This is a genomic window from Mesorhizobium sp. (genome assembly GCF_005063415.1).
Classification (GTDB): domain Bacteria; phylum Pseudomonadota; class Alphaproteobacteria; order Rhizobiales; family Rhizobiaceae; genus Mesorhizobium.
On record NZ_SUEG01000031.1, the window covers coordinates 10,882 to 35,894 of the forward strand.

The following is a 25,013-nucleotide window of genomic DNA, read 5'->3' on the forward strand; positions in this document are numbered from 1 at the left end:
GACGATGACCGTCGGCAGGCCGAGCCCGGCGATCGACTCGCCAATGCGCGAAAAACCAGGCGTGCTCACCGACAGCCCGCCGAACGGATCGCCTTCGAAGGCGTCTAGCCCCAGCGCCACCACAAGCGCATCGGGCGAGAAGGCGTTGATGCGCTGGAACGCTGCCGTCAGCGCTTCGAGGAAAGCCGCATCGCCGGATTTGCGCGGTAGCGGCAGGTTGAGATTGTAGCCGAGGCCGGCGCCTTCGCCGCGCTCGTCGGCATAGCCCCAGAAAAACGGATAGAACCGCACCGGGTCGGCATGCAGCGACACGGTGAGCACGTCCGGCCGGGCATAGAAGATGCCTTGCGTGCCGTTGCCGTGGTGCAGGTCGACATCGAGGATCGCCACCCGCTGCGCCTGCTTGCGCAGAACCTGTGCGGCGACCGCCGAATTGTTGATGAAGCAGAAGCCGCCGGCGACATCGGCAAAGGCGTGATGGCCGGGCGGACGGCACAGCGCATAGGCTGAAGGCGCTCCCGACATCACCGCCTCGGCGGTTTCAACCGCGCTCCAGGCGCTCCAAAGCGCGCTCTGCCACGTCTCCCCGGATATTGGGCAGGCGGTGTCGGCCATGTGGTAGCCGGCTTGGCCGACCGCCGAGGCCGGATAGGAGCCGTTCCGCGCGATCGGGTGGATGTTGGGGATGACCTCGGCCGAGGCGCCCTCGATGCGCTGCCAGCGCGCGAAGATATGCTGGAGGAAATCGAGATATTCCGGCGTATGGACCGCGGCAATCGGGCCGAGCCCGTGATCCCGCGGCCGTTCGATCGTGCAGCCGGCAGCCTTTGCGCCGGCTAACAATCGCTCGACCCGTTCCGGCTTTTCTGGATTGGGCTGCGGCGCGCCGCTTGAGAGGAACGCCTTCGGGTCGTGGCGCTTCTGTTCTTCGGCATAGAAGGCTTTCATGTTGGCTCCTCCGGTGCGTCGGCAAAGGCGAAAAAGGCCTCGCCGACGATCTTTTGCACCTGCTCGTAGCTCGACCAGGCAATGCCCAACTGTTCGTAAAAAGCCTTGGCGGTCTCGTTGTCGGTGTCGACGGACAGCCTGAGGTAAACGCCGCCGTCCTTGCGGCATTGCGCCGCGACCCGCCGCAGCAGGCGCTCGCCGATCCTGCGGCCGCGAAACCGGTCCTCGATATAGAGGTCCTGCACATAGACGCCGGGCCGGCCCATCCATGTCGAGAAGATCGGAAAATAGAGGCACAGCCCGGCAAATTCGCCGCCGACTTCGGCGATCAAGGTCGAGAAGGCAGGCTTTTCGCCAAAGCCATAGGTGCGGAGATCCTGAGCTGTCGAGGTGATCTCCTGATGTGCGCCGACATGCGCGCCGAGCCGTAGGAGTGCGGCGTGGATGGTTTCGACGTCTTCGCTGGTGCCGGGGCGGATGACAATGTCGCTTGACGGTGGGTTGGTCACGGCCACAACCATCAGAACGCCACGCGGTCGCCGCCCTTGAGCGCCAGCATCTGCCGTGCCTCGGCCGGCGTTGCGACGTCCAGCGACAGCCCTTCGAGCACGCCGCGGATGCGACGCACCTGGTCGGCATTGGACTTGGCGAGCTGGCGCCCGTCGTAGAGGCTGTCCTCCAGCCCGACGCGGACGTTGCCGCCCATCGCCGCCGCAATCGAGATCATCGGCATCTGGTGGCGTCCGGCGGCCAGCACCGAAAACTGATAGCTGTCGCCGAACAGTTTGTCGGCGATCCGCTTCATGTGGACCAGGTTTTCTGGATCGGCGCCGATACCACCCAATATGCCGAGCACGAATTGGATGAACAATGGTCCCGACACCAGCCCGCGGTCGCGGAAATGCGCAAGCGAATAGAGATGGCCGACATCGTAGCACTCGAATTCGAAACGCGTGCCGCAGCCGCGCCCAAGCTTTTCCAGCACCGTCTCCATATCGGCAAAGGTGTTCTTGAAGATCGTGTCGCGGGTGGCCTCGAGCAGTTTCGGCTCCCATTCGTGCTGCCATTCTCGCGGCCGCTCGAGCATTGGGAACAGCGCGAAATTCATCGAGCCCATGTTGAGCGAGCACATTTCCGGCGCGGCCCTGAGCGGCGCGGCCAACCGCTGGTCGAGCGTCATCAGCGAGGAGCCGCCGGTGGTGATGTTGATCACTGCGTCGGTCGCTTGCTTGATGCGCGGCAGGAACTGCATGAACACCTCGGGGTCGGCGGTAGGCCGCCCATGCTTGGGGTCGCGGGCATGAAGATGCAGGATCGAAGCGCCGGCCTCGGCGGCGGCGATCGCGTCTGCGGCGATCTGGTCCGGCGTCACCGGCAGATGCGGCGACATCGACGGCGTATGCACCGACCCGGTGACGGCGCAGGTGATAATGACTTTTCGCGGCGCCATGGTTCGCCCCTCAGCCTTCGACCGGCAGGTCGAGCTCGCCGGCCAGCACCTCGAGCGAGTCGCCGATGATGGATACGATCTCGCCGATCTGCGCGGCGGTGACGATCATCGGCGGCGCGACCATGAAATTGTCGCCGTCGACACCGCCCTTGACCTTGCGTCCGTAGATGATCAGACCGCGCTCATAGGCGAGGTCGAGCAGGCGCTGGGTGGCCTTTTTTGCCGGCTCGATCGGCCTCAGCGTTTCTGGGTCGGCGACCATTTCGGCACCGGTGAGCAGGCCCTTGCCGCGGGTGTCGGCGATGAACGGAAACCGCTTCGCCAATCCCTTCAGTTCGTCCATCAAAAGGTCGCCCATGACAGCCGCGTTGGCGATCAGGCCGAGGCGGTCCATTTCGCCGAGTACGGCGAGCCCGGCGGCGCAGGCGAGCGGGTTGCCGGCATAGGTATGGCCGTGCTGGAAGCCGCCCGATGCGAGCAACGGCTGCACCAGCCGCATCGGTGCCGCCAGCGCGCCGAGCGGCGCGTAGCCCGAGCCCAGCCCCTTCGACAGCGCAACGATGTCAGGCTTGCAGTTCCAGTGGTCGCCGCCGAGGAATTTTCCGGTGCGGCCGGCACCGCTCATCACTTCGTCATGGATGAGCAGGATGCCGTAGCGATCGCAGATCTCGCGGATGCGCGGATAATAGCTGTCCGGCGCGACCAGTGCTGCCGTGGCAGCGCCGCCGACCGGCTCCATGATGAAGGCGAGCACGCTCTGCGGTCCCTCGGCGAGGATCTTTTCCTCCAGCATGTCGGCGTAGCGGATGCCGCGCTGTTCCATCGAAAGATTGTCGCGGTCGCGCCAGGCGATTGGCGCCGGCACCGTCGGCATGACCTGCATCATCGGCGTAAAATTTTCGGCCAGCGCTTCGTCACCGGTGACGGCGAGCGCACCCAGCGTGCCGCCGTGATAGGAGGGAAAGCGCGTGATCACCTTCCAACGGCTGGGCTGGCCGGTGGCAACCGCCCATTGCCGCGCCAGCTTGATGCAGGATTCTGTAGCTTCCGAGCCGCCGGAGACGAAAAAGATGCGGTCGAGGCTCTCGGGGAGTTTGGCCGCCAGTTGCCGCGCGAGCTCCTCTGCCGGTTCGTTTTCGAAATGCAGGCGGTAGGCGAAGGTGGCGCGGTCCATCTGCCGTTTCATAGCGTCGAGCACGTTGCGATTGGAGTGGCCGATATTGGCGACCATCGGGCCGCTCGATCCGTCGATGAAGCGGCGGCCGTCCTGCGTCCACATGTAGATGCCTTCGGCGCGGTCGATCAGCGGCCGGCGCAGGCTGGACAGATAAAACAGATGCGAGGCTTCGCGGGCTTCCGGGGCAGGGGACTTCAGCATGTCATGACTTTCCGAGATAGCGGTCGAGGACATTTCTGGTAACACGCTCGACCATCGCATCCTGCCTTAGCAGGCCGGCAACCCATTCGCAGCTTCCGGCGTGAAACACCTCGCCCTTGCCGCGCGGGAAATTGACGATCATGCCGTTGCCGCGTTTGACCTTGTCGAGATTGGCGTCGCTTGCCTCGCCGAACAGCGTTTCGGCGGTGAAGCGCCCGTCCTCGTCGCCGAGAAACTGGTCCTCGAACGCAATGTCGGCGCTTTCCTCGACCTGGGCAGCCATGCCGACCGCGAGCACCTGCAGGCCGTCCGGTGCGCCGCTGTCGGGCGTGGGGTAGGGCAGGCCGCCGCGGATCTCGAAATCGAGCCCATCGACCTCATAGCCATAGACGTGGCTGTCGGCGCCGAGCAGGTCGCCATAGTAGATGCCGGTACCGGCAAACGCCCAATGCTCCGGCCGGTAGACCGGAAAGCCGCGCACGCCGCGCGGCGAGCAGCCACCCCAGCCGGCATAGACGCCTCGTGTTGCGTTGAGCCCGAAGGTCGCCGCACCCGGCCGGCCGATTTCCGGCGCTTCCCAGGAATTGGTGGCGCGCCTTATATCGCCGCCGCGATAGGCCGGGTCCTCGGCGCGAGCGCGGTATTTGTAGCAGACCTGCCGGCGGCCTTCGTCCTCCAGCCTGGTCTGCCACATGAAATTGCCGGCAAAGCGCGCCGCATGACCGCCGCGCTCGACATAGTTGTCGACCGCATCGCGCATCTCCCAGGTCCAGTATTCGTCGTGGCCCACGAAGACGACGCAGTCATAGCCGTCGAGGATGTCGGGCGAAAAATGCAGATCGTGCTGGCTGGCGAGATCGACGGCGTAGCCGGCACGCTCGGCGAAGCGGAAGAAGTGGCTGTCGTAGCTTGCCCAGCCGGACGAGGCGTATTTCTTCGAATGGCCGGTGGCAAAGGCCCATTCCATGTGCGGATAGCGCGGCACGGTTTTCGGCGGCACCGCGACTTCGAGCGGCACGCGCGGCGCGTCCTTGGACAGCACGACGAAGCCGCGGCACCACGGCCGCTGCGTCGACACCATTCGTGCATACTGGTCGCGGGCCGACCCGGTGATGCCTTCGTAATGGTTGGAACCGCCCCATGTGTTGTAGGCGAGCCAGGTGCCGGTGGCCGCGACCTGCAGCACGCGGCCGGGTTTCTTGCCGGGCTGCGGCGAGACGATGAAAAGATGGTGGCAGCGGATCGGCTTGCCGTCCCGGCCATCTGCCGTCAGCGTGATGCGATAGGCGCCGGACGGCCAGTCGTCGCCGATGCGGACTTCAAAGGACGCTTCCCAGCCGCAGCCCTCGACCGAACATTGATCCGGCGCATGCTGCCAGCGCGCCGCGATACCGGCCTCCTCGAACATTGTCGCTTCCGCGCAGCCGTCGCGGACAATCGCGATGCCGAAACTGGCGGCCGTCGAACTGACATGCAGTGCCACCATGTCGCCAGGACGGTAGGAAAAACGGTCGCTGTAGCACCAGATTTCGCCGCGCCCGCCATCCATACCGGGCCATTCCCAGTAATGGCTGCGCACCGCCTGCCGTCGCTGCTCCGGCGTCAGTCCGAAATCGGGAAACTCGGTCGACAGATGGTTCATGGACACCGCTAAGGTCGAAGGCCGCCATTTCGGCCATCCGCCGGCCAAGCGTCAATTGGAAACGATCGGGCCAGCTATTGTCGGCTGTTCCCTTGGCCTTGCCGGCCAAACAGACTATCTCACAAAACGCGGCCTTGTCCGCCACGGGAGCCGATATGCTGAGAGTGCAAAAGGTCAAGGTCGCCGACATCTACGTGCCGACCGCGCGCAAGAAGACGCTGCATCCCGAAACCGTCCGCCATCTGGCCGAGGACATTCTGGAAAACGGCATGAAGATGCCGATCCAGGTGCGCCATGACGGCAAGCGCCACATCCTCGTCGAAGGGTTGCATCGGCTGGAAGCGGCCAAGTGGCTCGGCGAGACCGAGATCGACGCCTATCTGGTGCAAGCCAAGCGTCACTGAAGCCACTCAGTTCCGTCGTTCGAATTTCCGGTCCCGCGGATTTTTTCTCGCGGACCGTGTCGGCTTGCGTCTTGTTGGTTCGTCCTAGACACGAAAGCCAAAACCGACATGTGAGGAAACACCATGACCACCAAGCTCGACATCGCCCCCAACTCGGACCGCGAGCTGATCCTTGCCCGCATAATCGATGCGCCTCGCGAGAACGTCTATCGCTGCTGGACCGAGCCGCATCTCCTGACGCAATGGTTCGCGCCGAAGCCGTGGACGACGCCGCGCGCGGAGATGGACGTTCGCTCCGGCGGCACCAGCCTGGTCGTCATGGCCGGTCCGGACGGCAATGAGTTTGCGAACCCCGGCGTCTTCCTCGAAGTCGTGCCGGGCAAGAAGCTCGTGTTCACCGATGCCTATACCAAGGCGTGGGAGCCTTCCGCCAAACCGTTCATGACCGGCATCGTGACACTCGAGGACGAGGGCGAGGGCAAGACCCGTTACATCGCCCGGGTTGCGCATTGGTCGGTCGCCGACCGCGAACAGCACGAGAAAATGGGTTTTCACGAGGGCTGGGGCCAGTGCGCCGATCAGCTCGAGCAGGTCGCAAAGCGACTTTGATGCAAACGGGAGAGGGAGACTGATATGTCCAGATCGGTATTTTTTGCCATTTTCGCCTCGGCCGCCGCGCTCTTTGCGGCGCCGGGCACCATCAATGCAGAGGAGGCCAAGCTCGCCATGACGACCGCAACCGCAACACTGCCGACGCCGGAAAAATCCGGCCTGCTGCCGATCAACGGCCTGAACTATTATTACGCCGTCTATGGCAAGGGCGAGCCGCTGCTCCTGCTGCATGGCGGTCTCGGCACGACCGACATGTTCGCGCCGATTCTGCCAAAACTTACCGAAAACCGCACCGTCATCGGCGTCGACCTGCAGGGCCATGGCCGCACCGCGCTCGGCGACCGGCCGCTCAGCCTGGAGGCGATGGGCGACGACATGGCGGCGATCGTCAAGGCGCTCGGCTACGACAAGGTCGATGTCATGGGTTATTCGCTGGGGGGCGGCGTCGCCTTCCGCATGGCCGTCCAGCATCCCGAAACGGTGCGCCGCCTGGTGCTGGTCTCCACCGGCTACGCCGCGGACGGCTTCTATGCCGAGATGCGTGGCCAGCAGGCACAGGTCGGCGCGGCGATGGCCGACATGATGAAGGACACGCCGATGTACAAGTCCTACGTCGCGGTTGCGCCGCATCCGGAGGATTTCCCGAAACTCCTCGACCAGCTCGGCGCCTACATGCGCAAGGATTACGACTATTCCGCCGACGTGCCGAAACTGAAAATGCCGGTGATGCTGGTGTTCGGCGACAGCGACATGTACCGGCCCGAGCACGAGATCAAATTCTACCAGATGCTTGGCGGCGGATTGAAGGACGCCGGCTGGATGCGCGAGAACCTGTCGCAGAACCGTCTGGCGATCGTGCCGAACCGCACCCATTACGACGTGTTCTTCGCGCCGGAACTGACAGCTGCCGCGCTGCCGTTCCTCGATGGCGAGACCAAGGTCAAGACCTGGGACGAAGTCGTCAACGAAACGAACTGACGCCCAGTCAATTGTCTGACGGCCGTCTCCCGCGAGACGGCCGACATTTCGTCGATGAGGCCTTGGCGCGGCGCATCGAGCCAATCGCCCATCGGCCGCATCACAGCTATAGATGGCGCCATCAAAGCTTTTCAATTGACGGTGCCACGCCTATCGATAGCTATCGCCTATCCTCGCAGGGAAGGAACACGGGCGATGGCAAGATATCAGGGCGGGTGTTTGTGCGGTGCGGTGCGCTACCTTGCCGAGGCGGCACCGATCAATGAGCGCGTCTGCCATTGCCGGCTCTGCCAGAAGGCGCTGGGTGCCGCCTTCAACGCGCGCGTGCTGTTCCGCATCGACGATGTGACGGTCGACGGGCCGTTGGCGACGGTGAATTCCTCGCCCGATCTCAAGCGTGGCTTTTGCCCGCGTTGCGGCACGACGATGTTTTCCCGGCGCGATTCCGCCGGCATCATCGGTGTCACCACCGGCTCCCTCGATGATCCCTCGGTGTTCAGGCCTGAGATGCATATCTGGACCGCCTCGAAGCAGCCCTGGGTGCAGATCGTCGACGGCCTGCCGCAATATGAAGGCGCGCCACCTCCAGCTTGAGGTGAAATCTGAACAAAATTTAATCCGAAGCGACACGAGATAGCCGGCAAAGCGTCATTGGCGGGCCATCATTGCTGCCTATCTATTGCGTGCGGGCGGCAGTCGAGGAGGCGACGGAATGAACGACAGCATCAACACCCTGGACGAGCTCTTGAGTGATCCGATGATCAAGCTGGTGATGGAGCGCGACCGCGTGCAGCCGGCAGAACTTCGCACGCTGCTCGAGGAAAAGGTCCGCCGGGCGGACGATGATGTGGCGGTCAACGATCGTTTTGTACCGCCGGCCCACCTGATGGCCACGACCTGCCACAAGCTGTGGCTGTGCGGCTAGGGTATTGAAGCGGTCAGCCGGAATTTGCCGGCAAATAGCTGTAATGGCTGCGGAAATAAGCAAGCTTGAAGCCGAGGCGTGCATAGTTGCGGTAGGCTGGCCCGTCGCGCTCGGCGTGCGGCGCCTCGATGTCGGCCACGAACAGTTTTGCGCCGGCCGCAAGTCCGTCGCGCACCATCGCTTCGCCGAGCATTGCATCGAGGTCGAAGCTCGGCGCCATGATGCCGGGAACCGGCGCGTCGATGCCGCTCCAGGCCATGCCGTCGGCACCGATGAACATCGAGCGCACCGCTGCCACCGCCCCTTCCCGCCGCAGCATGTAATGATGCCAGCCGCGTCGGCCGGCCAGCGCCAGCAACCACGGTGAGGTCGGCAGCCGGTACTGGCTGTCGATGAACCCCGCCCATTCCCTTGCCGTTGCCGGCGTCACCCGCTCGACCGAGACATCCTTCGTCGGGAACAGCCGCTCCGCTGGCAATGGCGTGGCGTCGCGAAAGATGCGTTCCCAGCCGCCCTGACGCTGCAGGCCGCGCGCCTCGAGCCAGCAGCTGAGCGTCGCGGGCTCGGTATGTGGATTGGTGTAGAACCAGGGCCTCAGAATGCCGGCGTCGCGATAATGCGCCAGAAGCGCGTCGAGCCGGCTCTCGGTGGCCGCGCTCTCGACGCCGAAATTCTTGACGCAGTTGAAGTGGATGAACGGGATCGTCGTGCAGGTGGTCCAGACGAGATCGCCATCTTCGGCGATGGCCAAGCCTTGCCTTGCGGCAAAGTCTGCCGGGGCGGCGCGATAGAGATCGAGCCAGGCCTCGACCTCGGCGCGTTCGATGGTGCGGCTGAGATCGCCAGATATCTCGTCGATCCCGATGGCGGGCGAGCGTGGCTCCGGCGGGACGACGGGCTGCAATTCTGACAGGGCGGCGGGCTGCATGACTTCCTCCCAAGTATGGCCTTACACTGTAAGATTAGCGGAGACTAATCTGATGCAGTGAGTTGTCAAGCGGGATTGCGAGGCAGCGATGTGGCCGAACGTTGGAGGGATAGCGCCCCCCTCTGTCCGGCCCATGTCCCGATGCAAAGCCCTAACAATTCGATTCAAACTTTGTTGGTAGTTTCTTGTTAGGAATCCAGCTTGGTTTGTCCGGCGGCGTTGTCCTGCCTTCGGTCTGTTGTGTTTTGCGTACAGGTCCAGATGCGGTTATCAGGCGTCGTCATCTTTTCGATCGCAGCGCTGTGCCTCGCCGGTTGCACGTCGACCTCCGGCGTCGATGCGCTGCAAGTGCCGTCCAGCGAGACCACCAGCTCGGTTGTACGGCCACCCGCGCCGGTGGCATCCGTGGCGAAAACTGATGCCGCGCCCGCTTTTGCCGAACAGGAGCAGGACGAACAGCCGGTCGCGATGGACGTACCCGATCAGGACGTCGAACCGCCGGCCGAGGTGATCGCGCTGATGTCGCCGCCGAAGCGGCTGACACGCGCAGCACCGGCGATGCTTGCCGAGCCGGTCACGCGCTATGGTTTTCGCGATGCCAAGCCGATCAATTTCGGCAGGGCCTCCTCGCCCAGACGCCTTGCCGTTCACGGCGTCGACGTTTCGCGCTGGCAGGGCAATGTGAACTGGCAAAAGCTGCGCGCCCAGGGCGCCAACTTCGCCTACATCAAGGCCACCGACGGCGGCGATCATCTCGACCCGATGTTTACCAGGAACTGGCGCAATGCCGACGCCGCCGGCCTGAAGCGCGGCGCCTATCATTTCTTCTACTGGTGCCGCACCGCCGGCGAGCAGGCCGACTGGTTCATCCGCAACGTGCCGAGGGTCGAGGGCGCGCTGCCGCCGGTGATCGACGTCGAGTGGAACGGCGAATCGAGCTGCAAGCGCCGCCCGTCCCGGCAAAAGGTGCTGGAGAAGATGCAGGTGTTCATGGACAAGCTAGAGCGCTACTACGGCCAGCGCCCGATCATCTACACCGCGCCCGATTTCTACCGCGACAATCTCAGGGGCGCCTTCCCAGATTATCCATTCTGGCTGCGCGCCGTGGCCGCGCACCCGTCAAAAGTCTATCCCGACCGCAAATGGCTGTTCTGGCAATATTCCGGCTCCGGCCTGTCGCACGGGGTAAGAGGCCGCATCGACCTCAATGTCTTCCGTGGTGATGAGCGGGCGTGGCGCGACTGGACTGGTGGCCGGCAGATGGTGGCTGAGGCCGAGTAGCACCGTCGTCGGGTGCTTGGCTTCAATCGTCGGCATCGCGCCGCGTGGGGCACGGCATGGATCCTAGGGTCTCCGCAACGTCGCTTCGCTCCTGCTCCGCCCTAGGATGACGAAGAAAGGGATGTTCCCGCTGGTTACCGGCCTTGGCGATTGGCCTTCGGCCTCCGTGTCTTCGTCATCCTAGGGCGGAGCGAACGCGAAGCGGAGCGCAGACCCTAGGATCCAGGCCGTGCCGTCGAAGCGAAACGCGCGGTGATAGCTACCAGCCCTGGTTCGGCTGGCGGCTCTACGCCTCTACATATTCCGCCAGGCTGACACCTTTGGGCACATCCAGTCCATCGGCACGCAAGCCTTCGATATGAAAGCGTATTGCGTCGCGAATTTCGGCTTCAACCTCAGGCACGGTCGCACCGGTGGCGATGCAGCCGGGCAGATCCGGCACATAGGCGGAAAAATTGTTTCCAGCTTTTTCAATCACCACCGCGTAACGCATGTCATCGCTCCTTCAGACCGGAATGCTTGAGGATGCTGTTCAGTGTTCCTGGCGCAACCTCTTCGGTTGGAAATGTCATTATGGCCAGCGGCCGATCATCTACACTGACGTAGTTGAATAGCAGCTCCTCCTGACATCCTTCCTGCTCGAAAGAGCACATCGTCGCGGATATCGAGGACGGCTTCGAGTCAACGCTGAGCGCAGGGCGCCGTTCGGTGGGCGAGGGCGTCTACTCCCTCATGCCAGCCTCTTCACCACCAAATCCTCGCTGCGGTCCACTGAGAGCACAGGCTGACCCATCCTCAGGTGTAGCTCGATAGCCGACACGCTTCCCCATAGCGTCCCCGACGTGGCTTGTGACCGACACGTCTCGATCACGCAAAACAGGAGCGCATCATGTCGCAGGCAGAAACAAAAACCCGCACGACTGGTCAGCAGGAGACAAACATGAGCTTGGACAACATTTCACACCCCTCGATCCAGCACTGCGCCGACAGCCTGAACGCCAAGCACAGCAACGGTAGACCGGAGCCCGAATTGGTTCCGTCGCGCTACGCGCTGCAGGTCGGCGACATCGACGTGCTGGTGGTCAGCGATGGAGTGCTGCCGATACCAGCGCCGGTTATGGCATACAACGTCGACCCGGCCCTCCGGGAGGCTTGGCTGGACGACATGTTCCTGCCGCCGGACGTGCTCGAGTGGCCGCTGAACGTGGTCGTCGTACGCAGCGGCGACCGGACCATACTGGTGGACGCCGGGCTGGGGATGGACCCGGACTTGCACTTGCCGAGGGCCGGGCGGTTGGTCTCGCGACTGGAGGCCGCCGGCATCGATCTCGCATCAGTCACCGACGTGGTGCTTACCCATATGCACATGGACCATATCGGCGGGCTGCTCATCGACGGGGTGAAGGACCGGCTGCGTCCGGATCTGCGGATTCACGTGGCGGCCGCCGAGCTCAAGTTCTGGGAGTCGCCCGATTTCTCCCGCGTCTCCATGCCAACGGGGTTCCCGGATGCGCTGCGGCGGGCGGCCAAGCGGTTCGTGAACGACTACCACAGCCAGTTGCGGCCGTTTGAGACGGAGCACGAGGTGGCGCCGGGGGTAGTCGTCACGCTCACCGGTGGCCACACCCCCGGGCACAGCGTGGTCCGCCTAGCGTCCGGCGGCGATCGACTGACCTTCGCCGGTGACGCCGTGTTCCAGGTTGGGTTCGACCAACCCGACTGGCACAACGGCTTCGAACACGACCCCGAGGAGGCGGCCCGCGTCCGCATCAATCTTTTGCGGGAGCTGGCGGCGACCCGCGAGCCGCTGGTGGCCACTCACCTGCCGTTCCCGTCTATCTGCCATGTGGCGGTGGACGGCGATGTCTTTCGTTGCGTGCCGGCTGTCTGGGACTACTGACCAGCTTATTGGGTTAGGGCCGAGCACAGCGTTTGAGCGACCGCACGAGCAACGTCGCGAGCTTTGAGTAGCTAGGCATCGGGCGTGCCTGATCGGGTGGTGGCAATTGGCTTGCTTTGGCCGTTAGAGGTGGGTTGCCGTCAACCCACCTCTAAGCGATCAACTTGCCTACCAGCTATCTCAGCTGCACCCGCTCGTAGCCCCACAAGTGTCGCACTTCTCGCACGTCCCGTTCCGCACCATCGTGAAGTTGTGGCATTCCGAGCATTCGTTGCCGGTGTAGCCCTGCATCAGCGATTGCTGGCGCCGGTTGGCGGCAAGGGCTTTGGCTTCGGCTGCCTCTTTCGCCGCCTCGTCGGTGAACAGCTCCGTCGGGTCGGACGCTTCCGCGTAGACGATGTCCTCGACCAGTTCCCTGGCGCGCTCCTCGTAGTCGCGCTTGTAGGCGATGGCTTCGTCGCTGGCCGGCTTCAACGTCAGCACGTTGGAGCCGGAGAAGGCGGTGGGGGCGGTACGGGCCGGAGTTCCGGAGCCCGAACCGGCAAAACCCTTGGGCTCGGCACCCATGCCCGACACCAGCTTGACCGGCGAGGCGCCGCGGGTCAGGCCCTTGGAGAAGGGCGTTGCCTTGCCTTCGTTGATGCCGCGCCCGAGCGCAGTCTTGTCGAAGTCCGACTGGTCGACATGGGCGAGGTCGTGGCGGCCGAGATAGGAGACGGCAAGTTCGCGGAAGACATAGTCGAGGATCGACGTGGCGTTCTTGATGGCGTCATTGCCTTGCACCATGCCAGCCGGCTCGAATTTGGTGAAGGTGAAGGCCTCGACGAATTCCTCGAGCGGCACGCCATATTGCAGGCCGAGCGAGATGGCGATGGCGAAGTTGTTCATCATCGCCCGGAAGGCGGCACCTTCCTTGTGCATGTCGATGAAGATCTCGCCGATACGGCCGTCGTCGAACTCGCCGGTCCTGAGATAGACTTTGTGGCCGCCGACGACCGCCTTCTGGGTGTAGCCCTTGCGGCGGTTCGGCAGTTTCTCGCGATCGCGGTAGAGACGCTCGACGACGCGCTCGACGATCTTCTCGGTCACCTGCACGGCGCGCTGCGCGGCGGGTGCCGCGATCAGCTGCTCGACGGCTTCGTCCTCGTCCTCTTCACCATCGGACAGCAGCGAGGCGTTGAGCGGCTGCGACAGCTTCGAGCCGTCGCGATAGAGCGCATTGGCCTTCAGCGCCAGCTTCCACGACAGCATGTAGGCGCCCTTGGCGTCTTCCACCGTCGCGTCGTTCGGCATGTTGATGGTCTTGGAGATGGCGCCGGAGATGAACGGCTGTGCCGCCGCCATCATCATGATGTGGCTGTTGATCGACAGCGAACGCTTGCCGATCTTGCCGCACGGGCTGGCGCAGTCGAACACCGGCAGGTGTTCGGCCTTCAGGAACGGCGCGCCTTCCAGCGTCATCGCTCCGCAGACATGGATGTTGGCGGCCTCGATGTCCTTCTTCGAAAAACCCAGTGCCGGCAGCATCTCGAATGAGAAATCGTTGAGCTGCTCGTCGGTGAAGCCAAACGTCTCCTTCACCCAGTCGACACCCAGCGTCCACTGGTTGAAGACGAACTTGATGTCGAAGGCCGACTTCAACGCCGCGTTGAGTGCTGCGATCTTGTCGTCGGTGAAACCTTTTGCCTTGAGCGAGCCGGGATTGATGCCCGGCGCCTGGTTGAGATTGCCGTGGCCGACGGCATAGGCCTCGATCTCGGCGATCTGGGCCTCGGAATAGCCGAGCGTGCGCAGCGCTTCCGGTACGGCGCGGTTGATGATCTTGAAATAGCCGCCGCCGGCGAGCTTCTTGAACTTCACCAGCGCGAAGTCGGGCTCGATGCCGGTGGTATCGCAATCCATCACCAGGCCGATCGTGCCGGTCGGCGCGATCACCGTTGCCTGCGCGTTGCGGTAGCCATGCTCCTCGCCAAGCTCGATGGCGCGGTCCCAGGCAGCCTTGGCATGGTCGGCAAGCTCCTGCTGCTTGAGGTCCGAGGCGACCAGCGGCACCGGGTTGACGGCAAGCTTCTCGTAGCCGTCCCTTTCGCCATAGGCAGCTCGGCGGTGGTTGCGCATGACGCGCAGCATGTTCTGCGCGTTGCGGTCATAGTCGGGGAAGGCGCCGAGCTCGGCGGCCATTTCAGCCGAGGTGGCATAGGCCGTGCCGGTCATGATGGCGGTGAGGGCGGCGCAGATGGCGCGGCCCTCGTCGGAATCATAGGGAATGCCGGAGGTCATCAGCAGGCCGCCGATGTTGGCGTAGCCGAGGCCGAGCGTGCGGTACTCGTAGGAAAGCTTGGCGATCTCCTTCGACGGGAACTGCGCCATCATGACGGAGATTTCCAGCACCATGGTCCACAGCCGCACCGTGTGCTCGTAGGCAGCGATGTCGATGGTGCCGTCGGCGTTGCGATAGGGCAGAAGGTTGATCGAGGCCAGATTGCAGGCGGTGTCGTCGAGGAACATGTATTCCGAGCACGGGTTGGACGCCCGGATCGCACCGGCCGAGGCGCAGGTGTGCCAGTCGTTCATCGTCGTGTTGAAATGCAGGCCCGGATCGGCCGATGCCCAGGCGGCATAGCCGATCTTTTCCCAGAGATCGCGCGCCTTCAGCGTCTTCAGCACCTTGCCGTCCTTGCGGGCGGTGAGATGCCAGTCGCCGTCCTGCTCTACGGCGCGCAGGAAATCGTCCTTCAGCGACACCGAATTGTTGGAATTCTGGCCGGAGACGGTGAGATAGGCGTCGGAATCCCAGTCGGTGTCGTAGGTCTTGAACGACATCGAGGTATAGCCCTGCTTGGCGAACTGGATGACGCGGTAGATATAGTTCTCCGGCACCGCGTCCTTCTTGGCCGCCTTGATCTCGCGCTTCAGCGCTGTGTTGACCGCCGGGTCGAAGCAATCGTCGCCGTTGCCTTCGCAGTTGATGCAGGCCTTCATGATCGCTTCGAGGTGCTTCTTGACGATCTTCGAGCCGGTGACCAGCGAGGCGACCTTCTGCTCCTCATTGACCTTCCAGTCGATGAATTCCTCGATATCGGGATGGTCGGCGTCGACGATGACCATTTTCGCCGCGCGACGCGTCGTGCCGCCCGATTTGATGGCGCCGGCCGCGCGGTCGCCGATTTTGAGGAAGCTCATCAGCCCCGACGAGCGGCCGCCGCCCGACAGCTTTTCGCCTTCGCCGCGCAGGAATGAGAAATTGGAGCCGGTGCCGGAGCCGTATTTGAACAGGCGCGCCTCACGGACCCACAGGTCCATGATGCCGCCTTCATTGACGAGGTCGTCCTGCACGCCCTGGATGAAGCAGGCATGCGGCTGCGGATGCTCGTAGGAAGACTTCGACTTGGTCAGCTTGCCGGTGAACGGGTCGACATAGAAATGGCCCTGGCTGGGACCGTCGATGCCATAGGCCCAGTGCAGGCCGGTGTTGAACCATTGCGGCGAATTCGGCGCGACGCGCTGGGTGGCCAGCATATAGGCGAGCTCGTCGCGGAAGGCGCGCGAGTCTTCCTCCGACTTGAAGTAGCCGCCCTTCCAGCCCCAATAAGTCCAGGTACCGGCAAGCCGGTCGAAGACCTGGCGGGCGTCGGTCTCGGAACCGTAGCGCTCGGCTTCCGGCAGCTTTGCCAGTTCAGCTTCGTCGGCGACGGAGCGCCACAGGAAGGAGGGGACTTGCGTCTCTTCGACCTTCTTCAGCCGTACCGGGACGCCCGCCTTGCGGAAATATTTCTGCGCCAGGATATCGGCGGCAACCTGGGAGAACTGCGCCGGCACGTCGATGTTGTCCAAGCGGAACACCACCGACCCATCCGGATTCTTGATCTCCGAAAGCGCCTTGCGGAATTCGATCTCCGCATAGGCAGATTGTCCTGGCTTGGTGAAACGACGCTCGATGCGCATTGGTCCGGTCCCTTTTGTCTACATATAGCGCTTTTCCCAGAGGATTTCTGCCCTCTTGACGAAACGCGCATGTCCGCCGTCTGCCGGCGTTCGAAACCCCGGCTCTCATCTTCACAGTCTCCGCCGCCCTGCCGGTCGAACCTCTTGCGAGGCCGCTGTCCGACGCGCTCACGGACCCTGTGGGTCCCTCAAAACTGAAAACTTTTTGTAACGCCCTCGATCGAGGGAAATTCACATTATCTAGCGTCGAACCTACCTGCAAACACTAAATATAGTATTAACAGACAATTTATTCAAGTCCGACAATCCTCCCCTTTCGCCACCCAAGGCTTGAAAATCCCACGCCTCCGCCAGCCTCGTAAACAGGCGGGAATGCGGATCAAAACGCACATATTCCGGGAAAAAGACCGGCCTCGAAACTTTTCCGGTCGCGCTCTCAACAGGAGCGCATGGCCTATAAAAGGCGACTCGTTTTGCGGCGTCAAGGATTCGTTTGCGTAGCTTTTATGACCCCAACATCTTGTGTGTCACATATGTGGATAACGGGGACAGAAGCGCGCTGATTTCCGTTTTTGCAGAGACAAGCCTGGTGCCGGCGACGCTCGAAAGCCCTTCGCCGCAGCGAAGAGCCATGCCGACTCAGAAGCCATGTGCCGACTCAGTTGAATCGATGCGGATCAGCACCGAAAAGAGCGATGATCTGGCAAAGGTCGGGCTCGTTGACCATGCGTACAGCCTCGGCGGCGCTGACCCACTTGCGAGTGCGTGCCCGCTTTTCCTTCCACCGGTCGGCGACCTTGTCGACCTGCAGCGGGAACACCAGCACCTCGCACGGCACTTCCTCGCCGGACGCCAGCACTTTGGCATAGAAATAGCGGCCGGCCTCATGATGCGAGATCGTGCCGCGCAGCCCGGCCTCTTCCCCAGCCTCACGCGCCGCCGCTTCGCAAAGCGGCTCCTTTGCTTCCGGCCAGCCCTTGGGAAGCACCCAGCGGCCGGTGTCGCGGCTGGTGATCAGCATGATCTCGACGCCGTGCCCGCTATCGCGCCAGGGCAGCGCTGCAACCTGCAGGCGACACGGCGCCGTACCGAAGAGTCGCCGGACCCTTTCGGCCAGATGGTTATGCGTCGTTGGCCTCGTCCACATCGGAGAAGCTTGCCCCAGCTCCCAGAATCATTTGCCGTCTCGAGAATCTTACGGCTAATCATAAGCAATGAAAGTAAAAAACTTCATATCGACTTGTTAACTACGCCAAGAGGCGTAGATTCAGGAAATATCGTGCGCGACGGCACTTTTTCAAGAGTGTGCGCCAGTGCATTCCGAAGGGAACACCTTGCGCGAATCAGCCGGCGTGGTCGTCGGCGATCGGCTTCTGGTAGGTGAAGCCCATGTCCCAGGGAAAATAGATCCAGGTGTCCTGGCTGACCTCGGTGACGAAGGTGTCGACCATCGGCCTGCCCTTCGGCTTGGCATAGACGGTGGCGAAATGCGCCTTGGGCATCATCGCGCGCACGATGCCCGCCGTCTTGCCGGTGTCGGTGAGGTCGTCGATGATCAGCACGCCGGCGCCATCATCGGCGAGCAGCGCCGGCGTGACCTCCTTCAGCACCTGCAACTGCCCCTGGCTGGTATAATCGTGGTAGGAGGCGACGCAGACCGTCTCGATGATGCGGATGCCGAGCTCGCGCGATATGATGGCGGCCGGAACCAGGCCGCCGCGCGTGATGCAGACGATCGCTTTCCATTGCCCCTTGTTGGCGCCGGCAAGCCGCCAGGCGAGCGCGCGCGCATCGCGGTGGAACTGGTCCCAGGAGACCGGGAAGGCTTTTTCGGGCAGGGACATCTTTCGCGCACTCCGCAAAGCGCGCATTGCGCGCAGACACTATGGAATGCGCGCGGAATTAACTGGAAAGGCTTGGCCTTGGCAAGGGCGCAGCAAAGCGATTGTCCTGCCGTGTCCCTAGGAACTTACCGCGACAGGAAAGCCGCCACCGGTGCGGTGCGCAGCACCGTCCGCGTCACGCCGCCGAACAGCAGCTGGCGCAGCCAGGAATGGCTGTAGGCGCCGAGCACGAGCAGGTCCGCACCCGACTCGGCGACCCTGGTCTGGATAATGTCGTCAACGGAAGCGCCGCCGGACCTCAGCACCGAGACGCTGACCGTCGCGCCGTGCCTGGACAGCGAGGCGGCGATCTCGGCGCCGGCCGTTTCCGGCGCCTCGTCGAGCGTGTCCGGCGGGTCGATGACGATGATGTCCGTCTTCTCGGCCTCGATGATGAAGGGCAGGGCATCGAAGGCCGCGCGCGCGGCCTCCTTGCTGCCGTTCCAGGCGAGCAGCACATGCTTGAAGCTGGTGACGAGGGGGCCCAAATGCGGCACCACCAGCACCGGCCGGCCGGCGTCGTAGACCAGCGTGTCGACGTCGGCGCTCGGATCGCTGCCCGATTCGCGCTGGGCGGCGATGATCAGGTCCGCGGTGCGAACGGTCGAGATGCCGGTCAGCGCACTGTCGCCGGAAAAACTCTCGAGGCTGCGCCATTCGAACGACAGGCCGGAATTCTCGACGCGCTTGTGAAAGGCGACCTGCAACTTCTCGGCCCGCTCCCGGTTCATGTCGGCCGAAACCTGCAGGAACTCGGTGTCCGGAAAGCCGGTGGCCGAGGTGTAGGGCACGGGCAGCGCCTCGGCATGGATGCCGATCAGATGGCTCTGGAACCGGCTGGCCAGCGGGATCGCGCAGTCGAGCACGCGCTCGGCGTCCTGTTCGTTCTGCAATATGGCGACGATGGTCTTGAAGCGCATGGCAATCCCTCACTTCTTACGGCGATCCCACTCGTGACAAACGTCACTGCGCGATGCTTGGTTCCGTCACTCCGCCGATCAGCCCACCCTGCTTGCCCTGGTCAAGCTCGCCACCATAGCCTCTACGTCGGCGCGTGCCGAGTCCAGCGCCTGCTGGCTGCGGGCGCGCACCACCAGTTCCGTCCAGAACTTGCCGTCGCCATATTTCGGGTAGGAGCCGATGATCGTGTCCGGATGCGCCTTCTGGATGTCGCCCAGCGGCCCGCCGATCAGGCCTTCGCCGAACGGACATTCCACGGTTGCCGAGAGCATTTTGGTGCCGGCCCGCAACGTCGGCACGACATTGTCGAGCATCGCCTGGAAAATCGCCGGCACGCCGGCCATGACATGGACGTTGCCGATGCGAAAGCCCGGCGCAACCGACACTGGATTGTCGATGTGGTCTGCCCCGCGCGGCATCCGCGCCATGCGCTTGCGCGCTTCGGTGTATTCGATGCCGCGGGCAGCATAGCTTGCCTCCAGCAGGGCGTAGGCCTTGGCGTCGTATTCGCATGGTACACCAAAGGCCTTGGCGATGGAATCGGCGGTGATGTCGTCATGCGTTGGGCCGATGCCGCCGGTGGTGAAGACATAGCTGTAGCGAGCGCGCAGTGCATTCACCGCAGCGACGATCTCGTCTTCCTCGTCCGCAACGATGCGCACTTCCTTCAGGTCGATGCCGATCGCCGTCATGATGTCGGCGAGGTGGCCGATGTTCTTGTCCTTGGTGCGGCCGGACAGAATCTCGTCGCCGATGACGAGCATGGCGGCGGTGACGATTTCGGTCATGGCAGGCTCCGGCAACGGGTCGCCTGAGATAGCGCGGCGAACGGCCGGCGGCAATGCCGCCAAACGACGGATCCACCTGTGCCACCTCTCTTGCAGTGAACCCTTCGGCGGGTGATGCTGCGTGCCGGTTTGGGGCCATGAGCAAGAACATGCCGGTATCGATTCTGCTATGGCTGCCCGGCGCGCTGCTTCTGCTGGCGCTCGTCGTGGCAGCCTATCCGTTGCTGGCGACGCGGCGGATTGCGGCGAAAGCCGAAAAGCTGGTGCCGGCCAGCGGTAAATTCATCGAGATCGACGGCAACCGCATCCATTATGTCGAGACGGGCGAGGGGCGGCCGATCGTCTTCCTGCACGGCCTTGGCGCGCAGCTTCATCATTTCCGCCACAGGCTGTTCGGACGCTTCGGCCCGAACTATCGGCTGATCGCGCTCGATCGTCCGGGTTCCGGCTATTCGGTGCGGGCCGGGGGCGCCAGCGGACGGCTGCCCGAGCAGGCCGAGATCGTGCGGCGCTTTATTGAGGCGCTTGGGCTGGAAAAGCCTCTGGTCGTCGGCCATTCGCTGGGTGGCGCCATCGCGCTGACGCTGGCTGTCGAGCATCCAGAGGCGATTTCCGGCATCGCCTTGCTGGCACCGCTGACCCATCTGGAGCTGGACGCGCGCGAGAAGTTCGGCCCGCTATACGTCAAGTCGCCGCTGCGGCGCCGGATCATGGCTCATACGGTGGCGATCCCGGCGGCTTTCAAATACGCAGAGCGCACGCTGGCCTTCATCTTCGCGCCGCAGGCGACGCCGGCCGACTATATGGTCGAGGGCGGCGGCTGGTGCGGGCTGAGGCCAAGCCATTTCTACGCAACGTCGACCGATGTCGTGGCCATCGAGCAGGATCTTGGCCGCATCGAGCAACGCTATCGCGAGATCACCATGCCGGCCGGCATTCTGTTTGGTGCTTCCGACATCGTGCTGGGCATCGATATCCATGGCTGGCCGGTGATGGAAAAGATCAGCGGGCTCGATTTCGAGCCGGTCGAGGGGCTTGGCCACATGCCGCAATTCGTCGAGCCGGAACGGGTCGTCGCTTTCATCAAACGCATTGCCGACCGCGCATTTGCGCCGAAGTCCGACACCGGCAGCTGACACCCTCCCGGGACCTCGCGCATTCCTCACGCAAAGCTGTGCAGGCCTGCCCCGACGCCGACGCCATCACCAACGTCAACGATCAATACTGCGGCAAGTAGCCCGCCGCAGCCTCGGCCGGCAAGGGGCCCGCGCCGGGGCATCCCGGCCGTCGGGAATACTCCGAACCCAATCACGATGTCGGCTATTCCTTCACGGCTCCGGTCATTGATGAAACATAGTGCTCGACAAAGAACGAATAGAGCACCACCACCGGCAGCGAGCCGATCAGCGCTCCGGCCATCAGCGCGCCCCATTCATAGACGTCCGAGCGCACCAGCTCGGTGAGCACGCCGACCGGCACAGTCTTGTTTTCGGACGACTGGATGAAGGTCAGGGCGTAGATGAACTCGTTCCATGACAGGGTGAATGCGAAGATGCCGGCGGAAATCAGGCCCGGCACCGACAGCGGCAGCACGATCTTGGTGAGGATCTGCCAGCGGCTTGCCCCGTCGATCAGCGCGCATTCTTCCAGCTCGAACGGGATCGAGCGGAAGTAACCCATCAGCAGCCATGTGCAGAACGGGATCAGGAAGGTCGGATAGGTGAGGATGAGCGCGAAGGGCGTGTCGTAAAGCCCAAGGTTGAACACCATCACCGAGAGCGGAATGAACAGGATCGAGGGCGGTACGAGATAGGCGAGGAACACCGCGAGGCCGACCTGCCGCGCCCCGGAGAACCGCAAGCGTTCGATCGCATAGGCAGCGAACACCGCAGCCAGCAGCGACAGGAACGTGGCGGCGGTCGAGATGATGATCGTGTTGAGCAGCCAGCCCGGATAGGATGTCTCGAAGAGCAGGTAGCGGATATGCTCGAGCGTCGGATGCACCACCCAGAACGGATTGAAATTGGCGTAGTCGGTCATCTCGAGGTTGGGCTTAACCGCCGTGATCGTCATCCAGTAGAACGGAAACAACAGCACGATGACGAATATCAGCAGCGGCAGGTAGACCGTCACCACGCGGCGCGGCACACTCTGCAGGTAGCCCATGCCGCCTTCGTCGAGTTCCGGGCGTTTGCTCGTTTCGATCGCGGTCATGTCAATCTCCGCCGCCCTGCTGCCATTTGCGGCGTTGCAGGCCAAAGTAGCTGAACAGGATCGCCGCCAGCAGGAACGGGATCATGGCGACCGCGATCGCGGCGCCTTCGCCAAGCTGGCCTCCGGAAATGCCGCGCTGGAACGACAGCGTCGCCATCAGGTGCGTGGCATTCACCGGCCCGCCGCGCGTCAGCACATAGATCAGCTGGAAATCGGTGAAGGTGAACAGCACCGAAAACGTCATGGTGATGGCGATGATGGGCGTCAGCAGCGGCAGCGTCACATAGCGGAACAATTGCCAGCGGCTGGCGCCGTCGAGCGTGGCGGCCTCGTAGAGCGACTGCGGAATCGTCTGCAGGCCGGCAAGCAGCGTTATCGCCACGAAAGGAATACCGCGCCAGACATTGGCGGCGATGACCGAAGCCCGCGCATTCTCCGGATCGCCGAGGAAATTGATGCGATGGTCGATCAGGCCCATTTCCATAAGCGCCCAGGACAGGATCGAGAACTGCGAATCGTAGATCCACCAGAAGGCGATCGCCGACAGCACCGTCGGCACCACCCAAGGCAGCAGGACGATTGCGCGGAAGAACGACTTGAACGGCAGGTTCTGGTTGAGGATAAGCGCCAGCCACAGGCCGAGCACGAATTTCAGGATCGAGGCGCTGATCGTGTAGAGCAAGGTGTTGAAGACGGAGAGCCAGAAGACGGCGTCGTCCCACAGATATTCGTAGTTCTCGATGCCGATGAAGATGCCGGGGCGGCCGATGCGGGCATCGGTGAAGCCGAGCCAGACGCCGAGCCCGAGCGGATAAGTCAGGAAGACCAGCAGCAGTGCCGCCGCCGGCAGCATGAAGCCGAAGCCAAGCGCGTTATGACTTTCAGACACGAACGTCAGAATGCGCGACAGCGTCGACCGGCGTGGCTGAGCGGCAGCGGAGGTCACGGCCATGGGTCGGCTCCTCTAAGGTCTCATTGATCGGCGGGCGGCCGCAACGCAGTCCAAAGCCGGGCAGCATGGCTGCCCGGCTGAACCCGGCTCAAACGCGATAGTAGCGGTTTGCGCGCTTCTCGGCTTCTTCCATCGCTTCTTGCGGCGTCGCCTGGCCGGTCACCGCCTTGGCGAACATGTCGACCAGCACATAGTCGGCCATGGTCGCTGCCGAGGCATAGCCGAGCGGGCCGGCATAGCCGTTGGGCCGCAGCGTCGCCGAGGCCTTGGCGTAAGCGGCATTGTTCGGATCGGCCGTCCACACCGGGTTGTTGTCGAAGGCTTTGAGCGTCTGGCAGCAATAGCCCGCCGAGGACGTGATCCACTTGGCCATTTGCGGTTCCTCGAACATGAACTGCAGGTAGGCCTTGGCGGCGTTGGGGTAGGGCGTGTAGTCGAAGATCACGGCCGTGGTCACCTGGAACAGCTCGACGGATTTCCCGACAGGACCGATCGGCAGGTTGGTCGTGCGCGTGTCCTTGGCGATTTCGGTCAGTTTCGGATCCTTGTCCTTGTTGATCTTGGCGGTGTTGTAGGCGGAAATGCCATTGGCGATCACGCTCAATTCGCCGGCAAGGAAGGCGCGGTTGTTGTTGACGTCGAGCCAGCTTTCGGTACCGGGAATGAAGGTTTTATAGAGCGCCTGCGCGTATTCGATCGCCTTCAGCGTCTCGGGGCTGTTGATCGTCACCTTGCCGCTCTCGTCGACCATTTTGCCGCCGTGGCTCCACAACAGCCAGTGGGCGTAGTTATTGCCGTCGCCGACGCCGTGGCCGTGCGTGAAGCCGGCCGGGTGCCCCTTCGCCTGCAATGCCTTGCAAAGCTCGAGCAAGCCCGCCGTGTCCTTCGGAAACTCGGAGAAGCCGGCCTCCTTCACCCAGCTTTCGCGATAGACGATGGCATTGCCGATGGTGGCCAGCGGCAGGCCGAGGAACTTGCCTTGCCGTGTCGCATATTGGTGCGGTCCGTCGTACCAGCCGCCATATTTCGAGCCGAGATATTCGCCCAGTTCCGTCACGTCGTGCAGCTTGTCGGGATATTGGTGCGGATCGTCGAACCAGACGAACATCAGGTCCGGGCCGGAGCCGACATTGGCGGCGACCGCCGCCTTGGGGCGGATGTCCTCCCAGCTTTCCTTGTCGACGCGGACCTCGACGCCAGTCGCTTCGGTGAAGCGCTTGGTGTTGGCCAGCCATTGATCCTCGTCGCCCTGCACGAAAGGCGACCAGCGCAGCAGCCTGAGCTTGGCGCCGTCCTCGGGCTTGTACTTCAATCCCTCCTGGGCAAAGGCGGGAGAGCCGATGAGCCGGCTTCCCAAGGCTCCCGCCGCCGCGCCGGCGGTGGTGCGGATCACGTCGCGTCTGGTGAATTTCATGCTCGCTTCCTCCTGCTTATTGTCCTTGCCGTCCTACTGCTCGATGGGTGTTTCGAACCGCTGTCCGGTTTTGCCGTGAAAGAGATGGATGAGGCCTGGCTCGGCCGTAAGCCGGATGGTTTCGCCCGGCGTGAAGGAATGGCGTTCCCGGAAATTGGCGACGATCTCCTCGCCGCCGGCGGTGCGGCCGATGAGCTGCACTTCGGACCCTGTCGGCTCGACCACCACGACGGTGACCGGAATACCCTGCTGATCGGACAGCCGTAAATGCTCGGGCCGTATCCCCAGCACGACCGGCTCACCATTGCCGATGGAAAGTGCAGACGCCAATGGGACCGAAATCCCGCCGGCGCCGCGAAACGACGGCGAGCCGTCGCTTACGATCTCGCCCCTGAGCATGTTCATGGCGGG

General features: G+C 63.3%; 24 protein-coding genes. 8 read left to right on the forward strand and 16 right to left on the reverse strand.

The features are described from left to right. The 5 genes from E5W70_RS11205 to E5W70_RS11225 all read right to left on the reverse strand — a co-directional run. Nucleotides 1–948 (reverse strand): histone deacetylase family protein (locus tag E5W70_RS11205; protein ID WP_292657688.1); only part of this gene is annotated, 948 nt, incomplete at its 3' end. Further along, a complete protein-coding gene (locus tag E5W70_RS11210; protein ID WP_292657691.1) occupies nucleotides 945–1,469 on the reverse strand; it encodes a GNAT family N-acetyltransferase in 525 nt (174 codons plus the stop codon). The genes E5W70_RS11210 and E5W70_RS11205, both read right to left, overlap by 4 nt. After that, nucleotides 1,469–2,398, reverse strand: a complete 930-nt coding sequence (locus tag E5W70_RS11215; protein ID WP_292657693.1) for a 3-keto-5-aminohexanoate cleavage protein — start codon at nucleotides 2,396–2,398, stop codon at nucleotides 1,469–1,471. Before E5W70_RS11215 ends, E5W70_RS11210 begins: the two co-directional genes overlap by 1 nt. Before the next feature lie 10 nt (nucleotides 2,399–2,408). Next, entirely contained in the window at nucleotides 2,409–3,776 is a 1,368-nt protein-coding gene (locus E5W70_RS11220) for an aspartate aminotransferase family protein (protein ID WP_292657696.1), read from the reverse strand. A 1-nt stretch (nucleotide 3,777) separates the two neighbouring features. Then, nucleotides 3,778–5,418: a N,N-dimethylformamidase beta subunit family domain-containing protein gene (locus E5W70_RS11225; RefSeq protein ID WP_292657699.1), complete on the reverse strand. Its 1,641-nt coding sequence runs from the start codon at nucleotides 5,416–5,418 to the stop codon at nucleotides 3,778–3,780. 155 nt (nucleotides 5,419–5,573) lie between these two features. Between E5W70_RS11225 and E5W70_RS11230 the strand changes: the two genes are divergently transcribed. The 5 genes from E5W70_RS11230 (at nucleotide 5,574) to E5W70_RS11250 (ending at nucleotide 8,337) form a co-directional block, all read left to right on the forward strand. Continuing rightward, on the forward strand, nucleotides 5,574–5,822 hold the full coding sequence (locus E5W70_RS11230; RefSeq protein ID WP_292657701.1) for a ParB N-terminal domain-containing protein: 249 nt from the start codon (nucleotides 5,574–5,576) through the stop codon (nucleotides 5,820–5,822). Between the two features lie 123 nt (nucleotides 5,823–5,945). Then, a complete protein-coding gene (locus E5W70_RS11235; RefSeq protein ID WP_292657703.1) occupies nucleotides 5,946–6,431 on the forward strand; it encodes an SRPBCC family protein in 486 nt (161 codons plus the stop codon). Between the two features lie 24 nt (nucleotides 6,432–6,455). Then, nucleotides 6,456–7,412, forward strand: a complete 957-nt coding sequence (locus E5W70_RS11240; RefSeq protein ID WP_292657706.1) for an alpha/beta hydrolase — start codon at nucleotides 6,456–6,458, stop codon at nucleotides 7,410–7,412. 195 nt (nucleotides 7,413–7,607) lie between these two features. Then, nucleotides 7,608–8,006 carry a GFA family protein gene (locus E5W70_RS11245; RefSeq protein ID WP_292657709.1) on the forward strand — a complete coding sequence of 133 codons (399 nt, stop codon included), beginning with the start codon at nucleotides 7,608–7,610 and terminating at the stop codon, nucleotides 8,004–8,006. A gap of 118 nt (nucleotides 8,007–8,124) precedes the next feature. Beyond that, complete coding sequence (locus E5W70_RS11250) at nucleotides 8,125–8,337, forward strand: hypothetical protein (RefSeq protein ID WP_023717422.1); 213 nt, start codon at nucleotides 8,125–8,127, stop codon at nucleotides 8,335–8,337. A 13-nt stretch (nucleotides 8,338–8,350) separates the two neighbouring features. On the opposite strand, the gene E5W70_RS11255 is transcribed toward E5W70_RS11250, so the two are convergent. Beyond that, the gene (locus E5W70_RS11255; protein WP_292657714.1) at nucleotides 8,351–9,265 is read right to left on the reverse strand and encodes a hypothetical protein; all 915 of its coding nucleotides are present in this window, start codon (nucleotides 9,263–9,265) and stop codon (nucleotides 8,351–8,353) included. 261 nt (nucleotides 9,266–9,526) lie between these two features. Here E5W70_RS11255 and E5W70_RS11260 point away from each other — a divergent pair, with 261 nt between their 5' ends. Further along, entirely contained in the window at nucleotides 9,527–10,546 is a 1,020-nt protein-coding gene (locus E5W70_RS11260) for a GH25 family lysozyme (RefSeq protein WP_292657718.1), read from the forward strand. Between the two features lie 286 nt (nucleotides 10,547–10,832). On the opposite strand, the gene E5W70_RS11265 is transcribed toward E5W70_RS11260, so the two are convergent. After that, nucleotides 10,833–11,039 (reverse strand): type II toxin-antitoxin system HicB family antitoxin, encoded by a 207-nt coding sequence (locus E5W70_RS11265; RefSeq protein WP_023783899.1) that lies wholly within the window; start codon nucleotides 11,037–11,039, stop codon nucleotides 10,833–10,835. A 396-nt stretch (nucleotides 11,040–11,435) separates the two neighbouring features. Between E5W70_RS11265 and E5W70_RS11270 the strand changes: the two genes are divergently transcribed. Beyond that, nucleotides 11,436–12,446: an MBL fold metallo-hydrolase gene (locus E5W70_RS11270; RefSeq protein ID WP_292657726.1), complete on the forward strand. Its 1,011-nt coding sequence runs from the start codon at nucleotides 11,436–11,438 to the stop codon at nucleotides 12,444–12,446. A gap of 180 nt (nucleotides 12,447–12,626) precedes the next feature. On the opposite strand, the gene E5W70_RS11275 is transcribed toward E5W70_RS11270, so the two are convergent. The 5 genes from E5W70_RS11275 to E5W70_RS11295 all read right to left on the reverse strand — a co-directional run bounded on the left by E5W70_RS11275 (nucleotide 12,627) and on the right by E5W70_RS11295 (nucleotide 20,022). After that, nucleotides 12,627–16,391 (reverse strand): vitamin B12-dependent ribonucleotide reductase, encoded by a 3,765-nt coding sequence (locus E5W70_RS11275; RefSeq protein ID WP_292657728.1) that lies wholly within the window; start codon nucleotides 16,389–16,391, stop codon nucleotides 12,627–12,629. A 658-nt stretch (nucleotides 16,392–17,049) separates the two neighbouring features. Then, the gene (locus E5W70_RS11280) at nucleotides 17,050–17,538 is read right to left on the reverse strand and encodes an NUDIX hydrolase (RefSeq protein WP_292657730.1); all 489 of its coding nucleotides are present in this window, start codon (nucleotides 17,536–17,538) and stop codon (nucleotides 17,050–17,052) included. A gap of 196 nt (nucleotides 17,539–17,734) precedes the next feature. Further along, entirely contained in the window at nucleotides 17,735–18,235 is a 501-nt protein-coding gene (gene gpt, locus E5W70_RS11285) for a xanthine phosphoribosyltransferase (protein ID WP_023674762.1), read from the reverse strand. A 125-nt stretch (nucleotides 18,236–18,360) separates the two neighbouring features. Next, a complete protein-coding gene (locus tag E5W70_RS11290; RefSeq protein WP_292657733.1) occupies nucleotides 18,361–19,194 on the reverse strand; it encodes a universal stress protein in 834 nt (277 codons plus the stop codon). A 78-nt stretch (nucleotides 19,195–19,272) separates the two neighbouring features. Continuing rightward, nucleotides 19,273–20,022, reverse strand: a complete 750-nt coding sequence (locus E5W70_RS11295; protein WP_292657736.1) for a competence/damage-inducible protein A — start codon at nucleotides 20,020–20,022, stop codon at nucleotides 19,273–19,275. A 149-nt stretch (nucleotides 20,023–20,171) separates the two neighbouring features. Between E5W70_RS11295 and E5W70_RS11300 the strand changes: the two genes are divergently transcribed. After that, nucleotides 20,172–21,158 carry an alpha/beta hydrolase gene (locus E5W70_RS11300; RefSeq protein WP_292657739.1) on the forward strand — a complete coding sequence of 329 codons (987 nt, stop codon included), beginning with the start codon at nucleotides 20,172–20,174 and terminating at the stop codon, nucleotides 21,156–21,158. A gap of 184 nt (nucleotides 21,159–21,342) precedes the next feature. Here the strand turns inward: E5W70_RS11300 and E5W70_RS11305 are convergent, their stop codons facing one another. From E5W70_RS11305 to E5W70_RS11320, 4 genes are all read right to left on the reverse strand, one after another. Then, complete coding sequence (locus E5W70_RS11305; RefSeq protein WP_023717433.1) at nucleotides 21,343–22,236, reverse strand: carbohydrate ABC transporter permease; 894 nt, start codon at nucleotides 22,234–22,236, stop codon at nucleotides 21,343–21,345. A gap of 1 nt (nucleotide 22,237) precedes the next feature. Further along, on the reverse strand, nucleotides 22,238–23,188 hold the full coding sequence (locus E5W70_RS11310) for a sugar ABC transporter permease (protein WP_292657744.1): 951 nt from the start codon (nucleotides 23,186–23,188) through the stop codon (nucleotides 22,238–22,240). 88 nt (nucleotides 23,189–23,276) lie between these two features. Next, a complete protein-coding gene (locus tag E5W70_RS11315) occupies nucleotides 23,277–24,602 on the reverse strand; it encodes an ABC transporter substrate-binding protein (RefSeq protein WP_292657748.1) in 1,326 nt (441 codons plus the stop codon). A gap of 33 nt (nucleotides 24,603–24,635) precedes the next feature. Continuing rightward, the coding region (locus tag E5W70_RS11320) for a TOBE domain-containing protein (RefSeq protein ID WP_292657751.1) at nucleotides 24,636–25,013 on the reverse strand (378 nt) is incomplete at its 5' end.